Origin of the sequence: Proteus sp. PR00208 (genome assembly GCF_016238545.1) — a bacterium.
Taxonomy (GTDB): domain Bacteria; phylum Pseudomonadota; class Gammaproteobacteria; order Enterobacterales; family Enterobacteriaceae; genus Proteus.
Genome location: NZ_JAEHQE010000018.1, coordinates 60,653 through 77,241 on the forward strand (window position 1 = coordinate 60,653; position 16,589 = coordinate 77,241).

A 16,589-nucleotide genomic window follows, 5' to 3' on the forward strand; every position below is an offset into this window, starting at 1 on the left:
CATCGGAAGTGGTATCCGATGAGCAGAAAAAATAAGAGATGACGTGATGGATATCGTATTTATTGAGCAATTATCAGTAATAACCACAATCGGTGTTTATGATTGGGAAAAAACCATAAAACAAAAATTAGTGTTCGATATCGAAATGGAATGGGATAACAAACGCGCATCCCAAACTGATGATGTGGTTCATTGTTTAGATTATGCCAGTGTGAGCAATGCAATTATTGACTATGTTGAGACTCGACGTTTTGAATTAGTTGAACGTGTTGCTGAAGAAGTGGCACAGCTATTGATAACGCAATTTGCTGTACCAAGAGTAAAAATTAAATTAGCGAAACCAGGAGCTGTTGCACAAGCCACAAATGTAGGTGTGATTATTGAGCGTAAAGCTTAATTAGCGCTGTTCCTGATTAAGTCGCGATTTCCATTTTATAATCGCGACTTCTCGTTGCTTGGTTAGCGCATCTCGTATTGCACTGCCTTTTAATCCACTTTCAATGATTGGCTTAATATCCACATTATTTGCAACAAGGAAAGCTTGGCAAAGAAACGCACGTTGTGGATAAGCAATATTTTCTAAGCCCTTACGTCCTCTCGCATCCGCTTCACTCACCATTGCAAGTTGTTCAACACGTTCTGGTTTTCGCCATGCATCAATAGCATCAAATAAGCGGATTATTTTAGAGGGGCGCATTCTATCAATACGATGGATATGATCATGAAATCTTGCCGTTAAACGCGCGAGATCACGGATATGATTAGGAATATGATAACGTTGACACAAGGCTTCAACTAAAGGCACACCCGCAGGGCCATGACCGTGATGATGAGGCCAATTTTCAGGAGGTGTTAATCCTTTTCCCAAATCATGGCATAAGGCACTAAAGCGCACCGCAATATCGTCTGTTAATTGACTGGCGATATTAAGTACCATCATGGCATGAATGCCAGTATTGATTTCTGGGTGCCATTTTTCAGGAGCAGGTACACCAAACAAAGCATCAATTTCAGGAAAAAGAACGCTTAAAGCACCACATTGACGTAAAACTTCAAAATAGACTTGAGGCGCGGGGCTCTCAAGGGCTTTTTCAGTCTCTTTCCAAACACGTTCAGCAGTCAGTGTATTTAACTCACCACTTTGTGCCATCGTCTTCATTAATTGCAGTGTTTCAGGTGCAACATTAAATCCTAAAGGCGCAAACCGTGCCGCAAAACGTGCAACTCGCAAAACTCTTAACGGATCTTCTGAAAATGCCTCAGAAACATGGCGAAGTTGTCTCGCATTGATGTCATCTATGCCGTGGTAAGGATCGACATATCCGCCATCAACGGAATAAGCGATAGCGTTAATGGTGAGATCACGACGTGCAAGATCGTCTTCTAATGTGACATCGGGTGCTGCATAGCAAGTGAATCCCGTGTAACCTGAGCCTGATTTTCGTTCTGTACGCGCAAGGGCATATTCTTCATGAGTATCTGGATGAAGAAAAACAGGAAAATCTTTGCCTACTTGTTGATAGCCTTGTTGTAATAGCATTTGAGGTGTTGCACCAACAACAACCCAATCTCTGTCTTTTACTGGCATCTGTAACAGTTGGTCGCGTACAGCGCCACCAACAAGGTATATATTCACGGGATCACTGTTCCTTTGGTTGGATATTAGTTCATCCAACGATCATTACGTTTACGACGACGCGGAATAATATGTGGAAGGATCAGGCCAAAGACAAGACCTGCACCAGCAACACCACCACCATACATAAACCACTGTAAGATGATATCGCGTTGTCTGTCATCTAATTGTTGATTAGCAAAATCGAGTTTTTTCTCTGCGACAGCGAGCTTAGTTCTCATTTGTTCATTTTCTTTTTTCAAGCCATTGATGATGTCATCACTGTTTGAAACTTTATTTTGCATATCTATTGTACGTTGATTCCAACTTTGGTCGATATTCGCCAGTTTGTCGCGCAGTGTTTGGATCTCTTTTTCCATCGCAGGAATGCGAGTACGCATGCTTGGCTGAGCACTCAGTTGGCTTTCAGGTATCCAAACAGTACGATCTTTATCGTCTTTAATTTGTACGTAACCCGTTGCTGCATTACGAGAAAGTACGGTGACTGTTGAGCCAGAATTTAAAGAGCCAACGATTCGATACTGATTTCCTGGTCCACTATGCACATAAGTGGATAATTCATCGGAAACATAACGAGTTTCTGCGTGTGAGCTCAGAGAAAAGCCTAAGCCAAGTAAGGAAAGAAAAAGTAAGGGTAATTTTCGCATTATGTTTTCAACTTTTTTATCTATACAAGAGAATATTTTTACTGATACTAAAGAGTAAAGTTTGCGTAAGCAAATAGTAAACCAGAATGAGAACAGTCTTAACTGGTAGAATATAGGGATAATCTGCCTTTTATTCATTATTGTTATTAGGCTATCACTTGCAAAATGAAAATGCGTCAAATATTTTACTAATCAATTGATTTACTTAAGGGAAATAGAATGAGCCAATTAGAAACTGAACTCAAAATGAGTGCCATACCTGCCGCTATTCCTCACATTATTCAGCGCATTCTGACTCTACCTCATCAGCATACTGCACCCAAAAAGCTGACTAATCTTTACTTTGAAACCGCAGATAATCAAATTCGTCGCTGGGATATGGGGCTGCGTATTCGTGGTGTTGATGAACGTTATGAAATGACAATTAAAACTGCCGGTAAAGTCGTTGCTGGTTTGCATCAACGTCCAGAATATAACGTGGAATTAGAACAACCTAAATTAGATCTAGCACGATTCCCAGCAGAAATCTGGCCTGAAAATACCGACTTTACACAATTAGAGTCTCAACTTGATGTGCTGTTTAATACGGACTTTTACCGTGAAATTTGGCTGGTGGATTTTCAAAATAGCCAAATTGAAGTGGTGTTAGATAAAGGTGCTATTCGCACTCATCAATATGAGTTGCCCATTGAAGAGTTCGAGTTAGAACTCAAAAAAGGCAATGTGTCAGATGTTATCGCATTAGCGACTTATTTAGGTGAAAAGGGCGGATTGCGTCTTGCTTCTCGCAGTAAGGCGGCTCGAGGCTATTATTTGGCGAAAGATAAACCTGCATTATCGTTGAGTGTGGTGAATCTTTCTCCTAGTGATACAACGGCTCAGCAATTGACTAAATGGTTAAGTGCGATACAGGCATTAGAAGAAGCGATTTTTGCCAATCCGACGCCACCGACAATTACCATGCCTGCCATGTTGGCATTATTTTCAGATTGGTGCAAAAAACAGTCTGATTTGCCTAGATCTATGGAGCAATCACTCAATGCGATTTCACCGTTAACATTTACAACAGCAACCGACTATTATCATGTTTTATGGTTGAATTTTAAGTTATCTTCTATGGCATGGTTACTGTCTATTGCTTAATTTCCTGACAACTTGAGAGTCTATTTATGTCTGTTATCGGTGTATTTCAACAATTGTGGAATAAAGCACAGTGTGGGTTCTCTTCTCAATTGAATGCGTTAGCGCCTTTTAGTGAACAAGAACAACAGTTTTTTGCTTTTAGCCCCTTTGTAACAGAGCATTTGCGCATTAATCCTCAATGGTTGACTGATATCAGACAAAATCCGCCAACGAGTGTGGAATGGCAGAGTTATGAGCCTCAATTGACAGCAAAATTAGCCGATATTGATAATGAAGATGACGTTATGCGAGTTTTACGCCAATTTCGTCATCAACAATTAGTGCGCATTGCATGGCTACAATTTTTTCAATTAGCCGATATTCCTTGTGTGCTAAAACATTTGAGCGTATTAGCTGAAACATTAATTTGTGGCGCAAGAGATACGCTTTATCAGCAATGTTGCCAACAATGGGGAACGCCTTGTGATAATGAGGGAAAACCTCAGCCATTACTGATTTTAGGAATGGGAAAACTAGGTGGGTTTGAACTTAACTTTTCTTCTGATATCGACTTAATTTTTGCCTATCCTGAAAATGGGTTTACACAAGGTGGACGACGAGAATTAGATAATGCGCAGTTTTTTACGCGCTTAGGTCAAAAGCTGATTAAAGCGCTGGATCAGCATACTATTGATGGTTTTGTCTACCGCGTTGATATGCGGTTACGTCCTTTTGGCGAAAGTGGGCCTTTGGTAATGAGCTTTGCGGCACTGGAAGATTATTATCAAGAGCAAGGGCGCGATTGGGAACGTTACGCCATGATCAAAGCACGCGTTTTAGGGGCAGAAAAGAAAGAGTATTGCCAAGTATTGCGCCAAATGTTGCGTCCTTTTGTTTATCGTCGTTATATTGATTTTAGTGTTATTCAATCACTTAGAAATATGAAATCCATGATAAGTCGTGAAGTTCGTCGTCGTGGCATGATTGATAATATAAAATTAGGCTCTGGTGGTATTCGTGAAATCGAATTTATTACGCAAGTTTTTCAGCTAATTCGTGGTGGTAGAGAGCCTGAGCTTCAAAGCAATTCATTGTTAACGGTGCTTAACGTTATTGCGAAACTTGAATTACTCATCGCAGAAGAAACGGCACAATTGACTGAAAGCTACCTTTTTCTTCGCCGATTAGAAAATCTTTTACAGTCTATTGGTGATCAACAAACCCAAACCTTACCTGAAAGTGAAGAAGATAAAGCCAGATTGACTTTGGCAATGGGATTTGATGATTGGGAAGCGCTTTATCAAGAAATTAACCACAAGATGCAGGCTGTTTCCGTGATTTTCACGCAATTAATCGGTGAAGAAGACGAAAACGATGATGAAGACGATATCTCTGAATTTAAGCGTCTTTGGTTACTTGGTCGCTTGCCTGAAACATCATCATTATTTCATGAAACATTAACCAGTGAAGCGCTTGAGGCAATAAATCAGACGTTGCAGAATTTTCGCCAAGATATTGGCAAGCGAACCATTGGGCCAAGAGGACGCGATGTTCTTGATGCCTTAATGCCAAAACTATTGGCTAAAATTTGCCAGCAACCCCTTACCTTAGTGACATTACAACGCGTGACGCCTTTGCTATTAAGCATTGTGAGTCGCACAACGTATTTAGAGTTGATGCAAGAATCGGATGAAGTTTTAACGCATGTTATACGACTCTGTGCGGCATCACCGATGATCGCTGAACAATTAGCGCTTCATCCTTTACTATTGGACGAATTACTTGATCCTAATTCTCTCTATCAACCCCTGCCTTTAGATGCGTATCGTGATGAATTACGCCAATATTTATTACGTGTACCAGAAGAAGATGAAGAGCAACGATTAGAAGCATTACGCCAGTTTAAGCAAGCCCAATTACTACGTATCGCCGCTGAAGATATTACAGGTGTATTGCCAGTAATGAAGGTTAGCGATCACTTAACGTATTTAGCGGAAGCTATTATTCATGCTGTTGTTCATCAAGCTTGGTCATATATGGTGAAACGTTATGGTGAACCTGAACATTTAGCTCATCGTGATGGGCTGGGTTTTGCGGTGATTGGATACGGTAAATTGGGGGGATGGGAGTTAGGATATAGCTCTGATTTGGACTTGGTCTTTTTATTAGATTGTCCAATAAACACTGTGACAACAGGGGCAAAACAGATTGATGCTCGCCAGTTTTATCTGCGTTTAGCACAGCGTATTATCCATTTGTTTAGTACCAGAACATCTTCTGGCGTGTTGTATGAAGTCGATGCGCGTTTACGTCCTTCGGGTGAATCAGGTATGTTGGTTAGTACTATTCAAGCTTTTGATGAATATCAGAAAAATGAAGCTTGGACTTGGGAGCATCAAGCTTTAATTCGCGCTAGAATGATTTATGGCGATGATAAATTACAACAGATGTTTTCACGTATTCGTCATGAAACGTTATGCCTTTCTCGTGATGCTGATGTGTTACAAAATGAAGTACGCGATATGCGTAAAAAAATGGTGCAACATCTTGCACCAACGCAAGCCGATAAGTTTGATTTAAAAACCTCATCTGGCGGTATTACTGATATTGAATTTATCGCGCAATATTTAGTATTGCGTTTTTCTCACCAATACCCAGGTTTAACTCGTTGGTCTGATAATGTGCGTATTTTTGAGTTAATGGCAAAGCATCAAGTGATGGATGAAGATGAAACTCTCGCTTTAACACATGCTTATGTCACATTGCGTAATGAATTACATCATCTGGCGCTACAAGCATTACCTGCCATTGTGGATAATCATTGTTTTATCGCAGAGCGAGAGTGTGTATTAAAAAGCAAATTGAAGTGGCTTGGTGAACAAGAGTAATGGTTTGTTGGCATGAAGTCTTATGTGTATCTCTTTTTGCTTAACAAGTTATGGTATTATTTCGGCTTATTTTGAAAATAAATGTGGAGTATGGGATGAAAGTAACGCTACCGGATTTTAATAAAGCCAATGTGTTGGTTGTCGGTGACGTCATGTTAGACCGCTATTGGTATGGCCCAACAAGTCGAATTTCACCAGAAGCCCCAGTGCCAGTGGTTAAAGTTGATACCACAGAAGAGCGACCAGGTGGTGCAGCAAACGTTGCGATGAATATTGCGTCTCTTGGTGCTAATTCGCGTTTAGTGGGTTTAACAGGTATCGATGAAGCCGCAAAAGCATTGAGCAATACATTAAATCAGGTCAATGTGCGTTGTGATTTTGTCTCTGTTGCGACACACCCAACGATCACAAAATTACGTGTACTTTCACGTAATCAGCAATTAATCCGTCTTGATTTTGAAGAAGGATTTAGCAATGTTGATCCTCAACCTATTTATGAACGTATTCAGCAAGCATTACCTTCTATTGGCGCATTGGTTTTATCTGACTATGCCAAAGGGGCACTTTCTCATGTTCAAGAGATGATCCAACTGGCAAAAAAAGCGGGTGTACCTGTATTAATCGATCCTAAGGGATCAGATTTTGAACGCTATCGCGGTGCGACGCTATTAACGCCAAATATGTCTGAATTTGAACAAGTGGTTGGTGTTTGTAAAACGGATGATGAGCTGGTGGAAAAGGGGACTCAATTAGTTCGAGATTTAGATCTTGAAGCGTTGCTGATCACTCGCTCAGAGCGAGGAATGAGCTTACTGCGTGCTAATGAAGCTCCATTGCATTTACCAACCCAAGCCCAAGAAGTTTATGATGTAACAGGGGCAGGTGATACAGTAATTGGCGTATTAGCAACCTCTTTAGCTGCTGGCAAACCTTTAGGTGAAGCCTGTTTCCTTGCTAACGCAGCGGCAGGCGTTGTTGTGGGTAAATTAGGGACATCAACGGTATCACCTATTGAGCTTGAAAATGCTATTCGTGGTCGAGCTGATAACGGGTTTGGCATGATGGAAGAAGAACAATTAAAACAAGCCGTCGAATTAGCGCGTCAGCGCGGTGAGCGTATTGTGATGACAAATGGTTGTTTTGATATTCTTCATGCAGGTCATGTTAGCTATTTAGCGAATGCACGTAAATTAGGTGATCGCCTTATTGTTGCGGTAAATAGTGATGCGTCTACTAAGCGCTTAAAAGGTGAAAGTCGTCCTGTTAACCCATTAGAACAGCGTATGACTGTGTTGGGCGCATTAGGTGCCGTCGATTGGGTTGTTGCGTTTGAAGAAGATACACCACAGCGCTTAATTGCCTCTGTATTACCGGATATCTTAGTTAAAGGTGGCGACTATAAGCCTGAAGATATCGCAGGTAGCAAAGAAGTTTGGGCAGCAGGTGGTGAAGTAAAAGTGCTGAATTTTGAAGACGGCATTTCTACAACAAATATTATTAATGCGATTAAAAAGAAATAATGGCATTTATAAAAAATGAGAGGCACTCTTCGGAGTGCTTTTTTTTGCTCTCATAACAATAAATCTAATTATTAATATTAAAGTTTCAATATTATTTTATATTAATGATTATTGTTCTCGTTTTAAATGATATTCAACAATATAATCTTGGGTGTTTCTATGCATTATTGAGTAATTAATATAATCACCATGAATACTGTATGATAATGTGCTGAGCCTTAATATGGGAATGTTATTCTCTATTTTTAATAATTGACAAATATTGTTATCTGGCATGATAGGGTGGAAAGTTTCGTAACTTCCCGCTATTTTTATTTGGCAAACATTTTCAATAAAATCAAATTTAGATCCTTCTAAGTGCGTTAATGTTAAATTACTAAAATATTTTACGGGCATATAACTGTCTTCAACAATAAGCGGTTTGTTGTCTACAAAACGTATTCGTCTTGAATAAAATATACGTTCATTTGAATTAATACGTAATTTGCTAGAAATAGATAAAGGGCAGGGAATAACACTAAACTCTACCACTTCGCTTCTTACGTTGTGCCCTGTATTTGCCATTAATTCGACAAAGCCTTTTAGGCTAGCATTTTCATGATGAACATCTTTTTCTTTAATATAAGTCCCTGAGCCATGTTTTCGTTCTAATAATCCTGCAATAACTAATAAATCTACTGCTTTACGTATTGTCATTCTTGATGCGTTGTATTGTTGCGCTAATGTTTTTTCTGCGGGTAGTGGGTCGCCAATTTGATATCCAGCAGAATTTATTTGAATTCTTAGGCTTTTTGCAATGTCTTTATAGATCATTTTTATACCTCTTTTTATTCTAAAAATTAGCTTATTCTATTTAACTTATATGAATCTAATCTTTTGATATATAGCATAATCATTTATACCTTTAAAATGTGAACGTTATCAAAAAATAAAAAATGATCTGTCTTTTAACTAAAAAGTAGATCACTTTGTGTGAAAGATTAGTATGAATCAGATCACGAATAGTTCATTTGAGATGAGAGAATAAAGAGAAAAGAATCTAATCTAATTTCACAGAATAAAAATAAATTAAAAAGCGTGTCATTTCAGTAGCAGTAAATAAGAGGATATTTTTATGCTCAGTCAAATACAAAGATTTGGTGGAGCCATGTTTACCCCTGTCCTGCTATTTCCTTTTGCAGGTATTGTTGTAGGCATTGCAATTCTATTACAGAATCCATTATTTATTAGTGAAGATTTATTAAAACCCGATAGTTTATTCGCTCAAATTGTTCATATTATTGAAGAAGGAGGGTGGACTGTTTTTCGTAATATGCCTCTTATTTTTGCAATTGGTTTACCAATAGGTTTAGCTAAAACTGCACAAGCAAGAGCTTGCCTTGCCGTTATGGTGAGTTTTCTCACTTGGAATTATTTTATTAATGCAATGGGAATTGTTTGGGGCAGTTATTTTGGCGTGGACTTTACAAATGAAGTTGGTGGAAATAGTGGTCTTACAATGATTGCTGGTATTAAAACATTAGATACCAGTATTATTGGCGCAATTATTATCGCTGGTATTGTCACGGGTATTCATAATCGTTATTTCGATAAACAACTTCCGGTATTTTTGGGGATATTTCAAGGAACATCTTATGTCGTATTAATTAGTTTTTTTATGATGTTACCGTTAGCGTGGATAACGTTATTTTTCTGGCCTAAAGTGCAAATTGGTATTCAATCTTTGCAAGTATTTATGGTTGAATCAGGCTCTTTGGGTGTTTGGATATATACCTTTCTTGAGCGTATTTTAATTCCTACTGGTTTACATCACTTTATTTACGGACCTTTTATTTTCGGCCCAGCAGTCACTGAACATGGTATTCAAGTTGATTGGGCTCAAAATATGCAATATTTCAGTCAAAGTACCCAATCTTTAAAAGAGTTATTTCCTGAAGGTGGTTTTGCGCTACATGGCAATAGCAAAGTTTTTGGTTCTATTGGTATAGCGCTTGCTCTTTATTTTACGGCTGCACCTAAAAATAGAGCTAAAATTGCTGGCTTACTTATACCTTCTGCATTGACCGCTGTATTTGTGGGAATAACAGAACCATTAGAATTTACGTTCTTATTTATCTCACCTCTCTTATTTGCCCTTCATGCAGTATTGGCTGCCACACTAGCCACAACCCTCTATCACTTTGGGGTTGTTGGGAATATGGGCGGTGGGATCATTGATAATTTCCTTCCGATGAATTGGATCCCAATGTTTCATAACCATTACGGAATGATTATTACACAGATAGTCATCGGCCTTACTTTTACAATGATTTGGTTTGTGGTGTTTAGAACGTTAATTATCAAACTTAATTTAAAAACACCTGGTCGTGAAGAAGACGACGAAGAGATCAAACTCTATAGCAAACAAGATTATAAAAATAAAAAGTCACAGGCTTCAGATAATCCCAAATCGGCAAAAGAAGACCGAAAGTTGGCACTACCTAAAGGCATTCTCGATGGCTTAGGTGGAAGTGCAAATATCAAATCTTTAAATAACTGTGCAACACGTTTACGCATTGAAGTGATAGATAGCGAACTAGTTGAAACAGATGCCTATTTTAAAGGGCTCGGTGTACATGGTGTGGTGCGCAAAGGTCATGCATTACAAATTATTATCGGGCTACACGTTTCTCAAGTGAGAGACCAAATTGAACAATTAATGAAAGAAGATACACAAAAAATCACCTTGTCGGAGGCTATATAATGAAGAAGTTCTCAGTCGTAATTGCAGGTGGCGGTAGTACATTTACACCCGGTATTATTTTGATGCTATTGGAAAATTTAAAGCGTTTTCCATTAAGAGCCATCAAATTTTATGACAATGATGCCGAGCGGCAAGAAACTATTGCTAAAGCGTGTGAAATTATTCTTACTGAAAAAGCACCTGATATTGAATTTTGCTATACCACTGATCCTAAAACAGCTTTTACTGATGTTGATTTTGTCATGGCACATATTCGTGTCGGTAAATACCCAATGCGTGAAAAAGATGAAAAAATTCCTTTACGTCACGGGGTGTTAGGGCAAGAAACGTGTGGGCCTGGTGGTATTGCTTACGGCATGCGCTCTATTGGTGGCGTGTTAGAATTGGTTGAATATATGGAAAAATATTCACCAAATGCATGGATGCTAAATTATTCTAATCCAGCAGCTATTGTCGCTGAAGCTACCCGTCGTTTAAAACCAAATGCAAAAATCTTAAATATCTGCGATATGCCAATTGGTATTGAATCACGCATGGCACAAATTGCAGGATTAAAGTCACGTAAAGAGATGCGTGTCCGTTATTATGGTTTAAATCACTTTGGCTGGTGGACACAAATTGAAGATTTGCAAGGTAATGATTTATTACCCGTTATCCGTAAGCATGTTGCTGAACATGGATATATTCCTAAAGTGGCAGGGGAGCCTGTTGAAGCAAGCTGGAATGATACATTCGGTAAAGCAAAAGATGTGTGGGCATTAGATCCTGATACGATGCCAAATACTTATCTTAAATATTATCTATTCCCTGATTATGTTGTTGAGCATTCTGATCCTAACCATACGCGTGCGAATGAAGTGATGGAGCACAGAGAAAAGAATGTTTTCAGTGCTTGTCGTGCCATTACGGCAGCGGGTAAATCATCAGCGGGTCATCTTGAGATAGATGAACATGCTTCTTATATTGTCGATCTTGCAACGGCTATCGCGTTTAATACGCAAGAAAGAATGTTACTGATAGTTCCTAATAATGGATCAATTATTAATTTTGATCCTGATGCAATGGTTGAGATCCCTTGCATTGTCGGAAGTCACGGGCCAGAGCCGTTAGTGATGGGCAAAATTCCATTATTCCAAAAAGGGATGATGAGTCAGCAAGTTGCAGTTGAAAAATTAGTGGTAGAAGCATGGATTGAAAAATCATATTTGAAACTGTGGCAGGCTATTACAATGTCCAAAACGGTGCCAAGTGCGACTGTCGCAAAAGCAATTTTAGATGATTTAATTGAAGTTAATAAAGACTATTGGCCAGAGTTAAAATAGTGATCAATTGACTTGTTGTGTATAAAAAAATAACCCTGCGTCTTTGTGAGATACAGGGTTTTTGCTTTATTACTAAATCAAAATCAGCAATAAAGTGAACGAATTAAGCTTTATTGTCAGCTTGCGCCTCTACCACAATTTCAACGTCTTCAATTTGAGCAACTTCAGCTTGAGGTTTTGCAAGCAGACCCGCTTCTAGCTCATTTAAACGTTGTTCTAAACGATTAAGTTTTTCACGAGTACGTAATAAGACTTGAGTTTGTACATCAAACTCTTCGCGATTGACTAAATCCAATTTGTTTAATTGAGATTGCAGAACAGTGCGGATTTTTTTATCAATATCATCACCAAAATCTTTAATGCCTTGTGGCAGAACGTTTTGGATTTGGCGCGCGACTTGTTCAAGTTTTTTCGGGTCCAACATGGGGAGTCCTCACAAATAAAATAGAAAGCTGAGGCTAAGTGTAATATGAGGGCAGAGGGAATTAAACCAGATATCAAGATTATTGTTACTTTTTTATTATAAATCGTTAAATAACCGTATGTCATAAAATGATAATGTGATGAAACAAAGATTGTCACCGATTGATGATTGCCTCTTATAATTTTAAAGCGTATAGTTTCACCGTTAATCTCAGGGCGGGGTGTAAGTCCCCACCGGCGGTAGATACCTAAATACTTAGGTAAAGCCCGCGAGCGCTTTGTGTTGCCATTGTAATGCAAAGGTCAGCAGATCCAGTGTGATTCTGGAGCCGACAGTTAAAGTCTGGATGGGAGAGAATAAAATAGCATCAGTAGGATCATTGTATCCATTCCTGTTGTTTCTGCTTGTGTGTTTATTAAGCAGAGATCCACTCCTAAGACTGCCCTGATTCTGGTAACTTTCATTAATTATTGAGGTTTTTTTACCATGAATCAGACGCTACTTTCCGAATTCGGTAATCCATTTGAGCGTGTTGAACTTGCTCTAGAAGCCCTTCGTGCTGGTAAAGGCGTGATGGTGCTCGACGACGAGAACCGTGAAAATGAAGGCGATATGGTTTTCGCAGCAGAAACTATGACCACAGAACAGATGGCGATGTCTATTCGTCATGGTAGTGGCATTGTTTGTTTATGCATTACAGAAGAACGCCGTCAACAACTTGATTTGCCTATGATGGTGGAAAATAACACCAGTCATTTTCATACCGCGTTTACGGTAACAATTGAAGCGGCACAAGGGGTTACAACGGGTGTTTCAGCATCAGATCGTTTAACCACAGTACGTGCAGCGGCAGCTGATAATGCAAAACCAAGTGATTTAAATCGTCCAGGTCACGTATTCCCATTACGTGCTCAACCTGGCGGTGTGTTAACGCGTGGCGGACACACTGAAGCTTCGATTGATTTAGCAACTTTAGCCGGTTTTAAACCTGTTGCAGTGTTATGCGAGTTAACAAACGATGATGGCACAATGGCAAGAGCACCAGAAGTGATCACTTTTGCTAAAAAGCACAATATGCCAGTGTTAACTATTGAAGATTTAGTGGCTTATCGTCTTCGTGAGGAGAAAAAAGCTGGCTGAAATTAACATGTTATAAACGACACTGAAAACACACACACACTTATATCAAGCCACTTAAGGAAACTTAGGTGGCTTTTTTCATATTTTTTGAATAACTATTTCATACTTCTTTGACTATATTTCAAGTAAGAAGGCAGTATGCTTATGTGATAAGAACACTCGCCATAAGAGGTGGTTTATGGAAACAAAAATGATGCCAGCGCTGTTTATTGGGCATGGTAGTCCAATGAATGTATTAGAAGATAATACATATACTCGCCTCTGGTCAAAATTAGGGGAAATGCTTCCTCAACCTAAAGCGATTTTAGTGATTTCAGCCCATTGGTATACCGATGGAACTTATGTAACAGCAATGTCGCAACCAAAGACAATTCATGATTTTTATGGATTTCCACCAGAATTGTATGCAATAGAATACCCAGCGCGAGGCTCAATAGGTTTAGCAGCGCTGATTGAAGATCTTATTGATCCAATTAAATTAAAACTCGATATGGATCAATGGGGATTCGATCATGGAAGTTGGGGAATACTTGAAAAAATGTACCCGAATGCCAATATCCCAGTTGTTCAATTAAGTATTGATGCACGTCAATCGGCACAATGGCATTATGAATTAGGTCAAAAATTAGTTGAGCTACGTAAAGAAGGTGTCTTAATTATTGGTAGCGGTAATATTGTTCATAACTTAAGAATGATGGATTGGCAAAACAGTGATGCAGCGCCTTATCCTTGGGCACTTTCGTTTAGTGAAGCAATAGAAAGTAGCTTGCAAAGTGACAAAGAGCCAACTGATCTCTTTACGATTTTATCAACGGAAGAAGGACGATTGTCACATCCAACAGCAGAGCATTTTTTACCCGCGTTATACCTATTAGGTTTAAAACAGGAAGGTGAAAAAGTAACGTTGCTAAATAATGATATCGTTAATAAATCGCTCAGTATGATGACATTTCAAATTGGATAAGATTGTTCAATAAAAACTAATTTATAATATCTAAAGGTCAAATGCACTTTTGTGGAATTTGACCTTTTTTATATTAAATATAATGTATCGACTCATTATATTTCCCTCGTTATTGACCTTTCCAATTTTCTATATAGATATAATAAATAATTTTAACCTCTTGTTTATATTGATTTTATTTTTATTTGGATAAATATCTGATAAGCTTCATTACTATTCAGTGAATGCTTTTTATATTCTATTAAATAAGTCAATTATGTTTTTTTGAATATCTCTAGTTTGATGTTGATAATTATCTGCTCTACACTTATGCACATAAATGATGCGCATAAATGGAGTTTATAATGAAAACATTGGTAATGAGTAAAAAAGATAAACGAGGAGTTAATGTGTATCTAACTGCAAAATTGGTGGACGAAGCACGAGAGCTTGGAATTAATTTATCAGCAACACTCGATCAAATGTTATCTGATGCAATTCGTGAAAAAAAGCGGGAACAGTGGAAAGCTGAAAACAAAAACGGCATTCAAGCGCTTAATGAATTTGAACAGGAAATGGGGTTGTTTACTGATGATGATGAATATGGGGTTATTTAATGTCTCAATATACGGTATATCGTAACAAATCCCTTAAATCGAAAGAACAATACCCTTATTTTATTGATATTCAAAATGAGCTACTAAGTGATCTTGATTCTCGGGTTATTATACCGATTACTCAGCTATCATATAAGAATTCTCAAGTAGAAATATTGACACCCGTTATTGAAATAGATAATCAGAAATATGTTGTTATGACGAAATCTATAACCGTTGTAGCAAAGAATAAGTTAAGAACAGTTGATATCGTGTGTGTTAAACCAGAGATCCATACCGCGATTGTATCTGCTATGGATATGATTATTTCTGGAATATAGCCATATATTGAAATCATCAAAATGGAAAGATTTTTGCAATAAAAAACACCTTACTGCTTATAAGCAATAAGGTGCTCAATATAATTTTAAGATTTCTATTAATCTAAAATAATATGTGGATAGAAGCGTGAGAGATCTTGAGTGATAAGCTCTCTATCTTCTCTAATACAAATACCTGCGGATTGGTCGTTAACCAACCAACTACCAATTAATGTATAGCTATCACCAAATTTTGGTAGTGGATGGAAATCTTGAACAATAAAGCCTTCTTCACCGTAAGGACCATCTGCAACAGCAATATCTTTGCCATTTTCAACAATACGAATATTTGCACCTTCACGTGAAAACAGTGGCTTGATAACATAACGTGATAATGAATCAGGTGCTTTACCATCATAAAAATAAGCAGGTAGCAGATTTGGGTGATTAGGGAACATCTCCCAAAGCATTGGCAGTAATGCTTTATTCGAGATAATACTCTTCCAAGATGGCTCCAACCAACGAATTCCCGCATCAGCTAACTTAGTTGAGAAGTCTTCGCGGAACATAAATTCCCAAGGGTAAAGCTTAAACATATTGCTGATTATCTGATCTTGCAGATCAGTCAACTCACCACGTTCACCTAGACCTAGATCTTCAATAAACACAAAGTCAGTTGTTACTTCGGCTTCTTCAGCACAATCTTGTAAATATTGAACCGTACCGCGATCTTCTTCAGTATCTTGGCAACAAGACATATGCAGATAACGCATTCCATATTGATCACGAAGCTCTGCGAATCGATCAATTAACTTCTCTTGAATGCTATTAAATTGATCGGCATTTTGCGGTAAACGACCTGCGTTGACTTGATCTTCAAGCCAGATCCATTGGAAAAAAGCAGATTCATACAGCGATGTTGGCGTATCTGCATTATTTTCTAACAGTTTTGCTGGGCTTTTGCCGTCATAGGCTAAATCAAGACGTGAATAGAGCGAAGGTTGAGATGATTTCCATGAATCACGTACAAAATCCCAGCAGTGACGAGGAATTTGAAAACGAGTCAGCAACTCTTCACTATTAGCCACTTTATCAGCGACCTGTAAGCACATCTGATGCAACTCTTCTGTTGTTTCTTCTAACGTTTCAACCTCTTCCATTGAGAATTGATAATAAGCATCTTCAGACCAATAAGGCTCGCCATACATTGTATGAAAATTAAAGCCAAATTCAGTGGCTTTTTCACGCCAATCTGGGCGCTCAATGATATTTTCGCGTTTCATGGTTT

The 16,589-nt window shown here is 38.4% G+C and carries 15 protein-coding genes and 1 riboswitch; of the genes, 10 read left to right on the forward strand and 5 right to left on the reverse strand.

Annotated features, from left to right (window positions below; translation table 11 throughout):
• The first annotated feature begins 46 nt into the window (after window positions 1–46).
• Window positions 47–397 carry a bifunctional dihydroneopterin aldolase/7,8-dihydroneopterin epimerase gene (folB, locus tag JEP36_RS13010; protein WP_099074474.1) on the forward strand — a complete coding sequence of 117 codons (351 nt, stop codon included), beginning with the start codon at window positions 47–49 and terminating at the stop codon, window positions 395–397.
• Here the strand turns inward: folB and JEP36_RS13015 are convergent, their stop codons facing one another.
• Together JEP36_RS13015 and JEP36_RS13020 are read right to left on the reverse strand one after the other, a co-directional pair.
• A complete protein-coding gene (locus tag JEP36_RS13015; RefSeq protein ID WP_198630320.1) occupies window positions 398–1,636 on the reverse strand; it encodes a multifunctional CCA addition/repair protein in 1,239 nt (412 codons plus the stop codon). It abuts the gene before it with no gap.
• Between the two features lie 26 nt (window positions 1,637–1,662).
• Complete coding sequence (locus JEP36_RS13020; protein ID WP_109373056.1) at window positions 1,663–2,283, reverse strand: TIGR04211 family SH3 domain-containing protein; 621 nt, start codon at window positions 2,281–2,283, stop codon at window positions 1,663–1,665.
• Window positions 2,284–2,502: 219 nt separating this feature from the next.
• Between JEP36_RS13020 and JEP36_RS13025 the strand changes: the two genes are divergently transcribed.
• The 3 genes from JEP36_RS13025 (at window position 2,503) to hldE (ending at window position 7,813) form a co-directional block, all read left to right on the forward strand.
• On the forward strand, window positions 2,503–3,426 hold the full coding sequence (locus JEP36_RS13025) for a CYTH domain-containing protein (protein WP_198630321.1): 924 nt from the start codon (window positions 2,503–2,505) through the stop codon (window positions 3,424–3,426).
• 26 nt (window positions 3,427–3,452) lie between these two features.
• On the forward strand, window positions 3,453–6,293 hold the full coding sequence (gene glnE / locus JEP36_RS13030) for a bifunctional [glutamate--ammonia ligase]-adenylyl-L-tyrosine phosphorylase/[glutamate--ammonia-ligase] adenylyltransferase (protein WP_198630322.1): 2,841 nt from the start codon (window positions 3,453–3,455) through the stop codon (window positions 6,291–6,293).
• 95 nt (window positions 6,294–6,388) lie between these two features.
• Window positions 6,389–7,813: a bifunctional D-glycero-beta-D-manno-heptose-7-phosphate kinase/D-glycero-beta-D-manno-heptose 1-phosphate adenylyltransferase HldE gene (gene hldE, locus JEP36_RS13035; protein WP_109373059.1), complete on the forward strand. Its 1,425-nt coding sequence runs from the start codon at window positions 6,389–6,391 to the stop codon at window positions 7,811–7,813.
• A 108-nt stretch (window positions 7,814–7,921) separates the two neighbouring features.
• On the opposite strand, the gene JEP36_RS13040 is transcribed toward hldE, so the two are convergent.
• The gene (locus JEP36_RS13040; protein WP_198620757.1) at window positions 7,922–8,626 is read right to left on the reverse strand and encodes a GntR family transcriptional regulator; all 705 of its coding nucleotides are present in this window, start codon (window positions 8,624–8,626) and stop codon (window positions 7,922–7,924) included.
• 301 nt (window positions 8,627–8,927) lie between these two features.
• On the opposite strand from JEP36_RS13040, the gene JEP36_RS13045 reads away from it, so the two are divergent.
• Window positions 8,928–10,556 carry an alpha-glucoside-specific PTS transporter subunit IIBC gene (locus tag JEP36_RS13045; RefSeq protein ID WP_198630323.1) on the forward strand — a complete coding sequence of 543 codons (1,629 nt, stop codon included), beginning with the start codon at window positions 8,928–8,930 and terminating at the stop codon, window positions 10,554–10,556.
• The gene (locus tag JEP36_RS13050; protein WP_109373062.1) at window positions 10,556–11,878 is read left to right on the forward strand and encodes a 6-phospho-alpha-glucosidase; all 1,323 of its coding nucleotides are present in this window, start codon (window positions 10,556–10,558) and stop codon (window positions 11,876–11,878) included. The genes JEP36_RS13045 and JEP36_RS13050 overlap by 1 nt, the downstream gene beginning before the upstream one ends.
• Window positions 11,879–11,981: 103 nt before the next feature.
• Here JEP36_RS13050 and ubiK read toward each other — a convergent pair whose 3' ends face one another.
• Complete coding sequence (ubiK, locus tag JEP36_RS13055) at window positions 11,982–12,302, reverse strand: ubiquinone biosynthesis accessory factor UbiK (protein ID WP_198620759.1); 321 nt, start codon at window positions 12,300–12,302, stop codon at window positions 11,982–11,984.
• 202 nt (window positions 12,303–12,504) lie between these two features.
• Window positions 12,505–12,664, forward strand: a riboswitch (FMN riboswitch).
• Window positions 12,665–12,788: 124 nt separating this feature from the next.
• Here ubiK and ribB point away from each other — a divergent pair.
• From ribB to JEP36_RS13075, 4 genes are all read left to right on the forward strand, one after another.
• The gene (ribB, locus tag JEP36_RS13060) at window positions 12,789–13,442 is read left to right on the forward strand and encodes a 3,4-dihydroxy-2-butanone-4-phosphate synthase (protein WP_023582768.1); all 654 of its coding nucleotides are present in this window, start codon (window positions 12,789–12,791) and stop codon (window positions 13,440–13,442) included.
• A 178-nt stretch (window positions 13,443–13,620) separates the two neighbouring features.
• Window positions 13,621–14,406, forward strand: coding sequence for a 4,5-DOPA dioxygenase extradiol (ygiD, locus tag JEP36_RS13065; RefSeq protein ID WP_198630324.1), 786 nt, complete (start codon window positions 13,621–13,623; stop codon window positions 14,404–14,406).
• A gap of 344 nt (window positions 14,407–14,750) precedes the next feature.
• Complete coding sequence (locus tag JEP36_RS13070; RefSeq protein ID WP_198626206.1) at window positions 14,751–15,002, forward strand: type II toxin-antitoxin system CcdA family antitoxin; 252 nt, start codon at window positions 14,751–14,753, stop codon at window positions 15,000–15,002.
• The gene (locus tag JEP36_RS13075) at window positions 15,002–15,322 is read left to right on the forward strand and encodes a CcdB family protein (protein ID WP_099074462.1); all 321 of its coding nucleotides are present in this window, start codon (window positions 15,002–15,004) and stop codon (window positions 15,320–15,322) included. Before JEP36_RS13070 ends, JEP36_RS13075 begins: the two co-directional genes overlap by 1 nt.
• A gap of 98 nt (window positions 15,323–15,420) precedes the next feature.
• Here JEP36_RS13075 and JEP36_RS13080 read toward each other — a convergent pair whose 3' ends face one another.
• Window positions 15,421–16,584: a glutathionylspermidine synthase family protein gene (locus JEP36_RS13080; protein ID WP_109373065.1), complete on the reverse strand. Its 1,164-nt coding sequence runs from the start codon at window positions 16,582–16,584 to the stop codon at window positions 15,421–15,423.
• Window positions 16,585–16,589: the final 5 nt, after the last annotated feature.

Coding starts and splice junctions, on each gene's coding strand:
- JEP36_RS13075 (WP_099074462.1), top strand. CDS start 15,002: ATGTCTCAATATACGGTATATCGTAACAAATCCCTTAAATCGAAAGAA.
- ribB (WP_023582768.1), top strand. CDS start 12,789: ATGAATCAGACGCTACTTTCCGAATTCGGTAATCCATTTGAGCGTGTT.
- hldE (WP_109373059.1), top strand. CDS start 6,389: ATGAAAGTAACGCTACCGGATTTTAATAAAGCCAATGTGTTGGTTGTC.
- JEP36_RS13040 (WP_198620757.1), bottom strand. CDS start 8,626: ATGATCTATAAAGACATTGCAAAAAGCCTAAGAATTCAAATAAATTCT.
- folB (WP_099074474.1), top strand. CDS start 47: ATGGATATCGTATTTATTGAGCAATTATCAGTAATAACCACAATCGGT.
- JEP36_RS13050 (WP_109373062.1), top strand. CDS start 10,556: ATGAAGAAGTTCTCAGTCGTAATTGCAGGTGGCGGTAGTACATTTACA.
- JEP36_RS13080 (WP_109373065.1), bottom strand. CDS start 16,584: ATGAAACGCGAAAATATCATTGAGCGCCCAGATTGGCGTGAAAAAGCC.
- ubiK (WP_198620759.1), bottom strand. CDS start 12,302: ATGTTGGACCCGAAAAAACTTGAACAAGTCGCGCGCCAAATCCAAAAC.
- JEP36_RS13020 (WP_109373056.1), bottom strand. CDS start 2,283: ATGCGAAAATTACCCTTACTTTTTCTTTCCTTACTTGGCTTAGGCTTT.
- JEP36_RS13025 (WP_198630321.1), top strand. CDS start 2,503: ATGAGCCAATTAGAAACTGAACTCAAAATGAGTGCCATACCTGCCGCT.
- JEP36_RS13070 (WP_198626206.1), top strand. CDS start 14,751: ATGAAAACATTGGTAATGAGTAAAAAAGATAAACGAGGAGTTAATGTG.
- JEP36_RS13045 (WP_198630323.1), top strand. CDS start 8,928: ATGCTCAGTCAAATACAAAGATTTGGTGGAGCCATGTTTACCCCTGTC.
- glnE (WP_198630322.1), top strand. CDS start 3,453: ATGTCTGTTATCGGTGTATTTCAACAATTGTGGAATAAAGCACAGTGT.
- ygiD (WP_198630324.1), top strand. CDS start 13,621: ATGGAAACAAAAATGATGCCAGCGCTGTTTATTGGGCATGGTAGTCCA.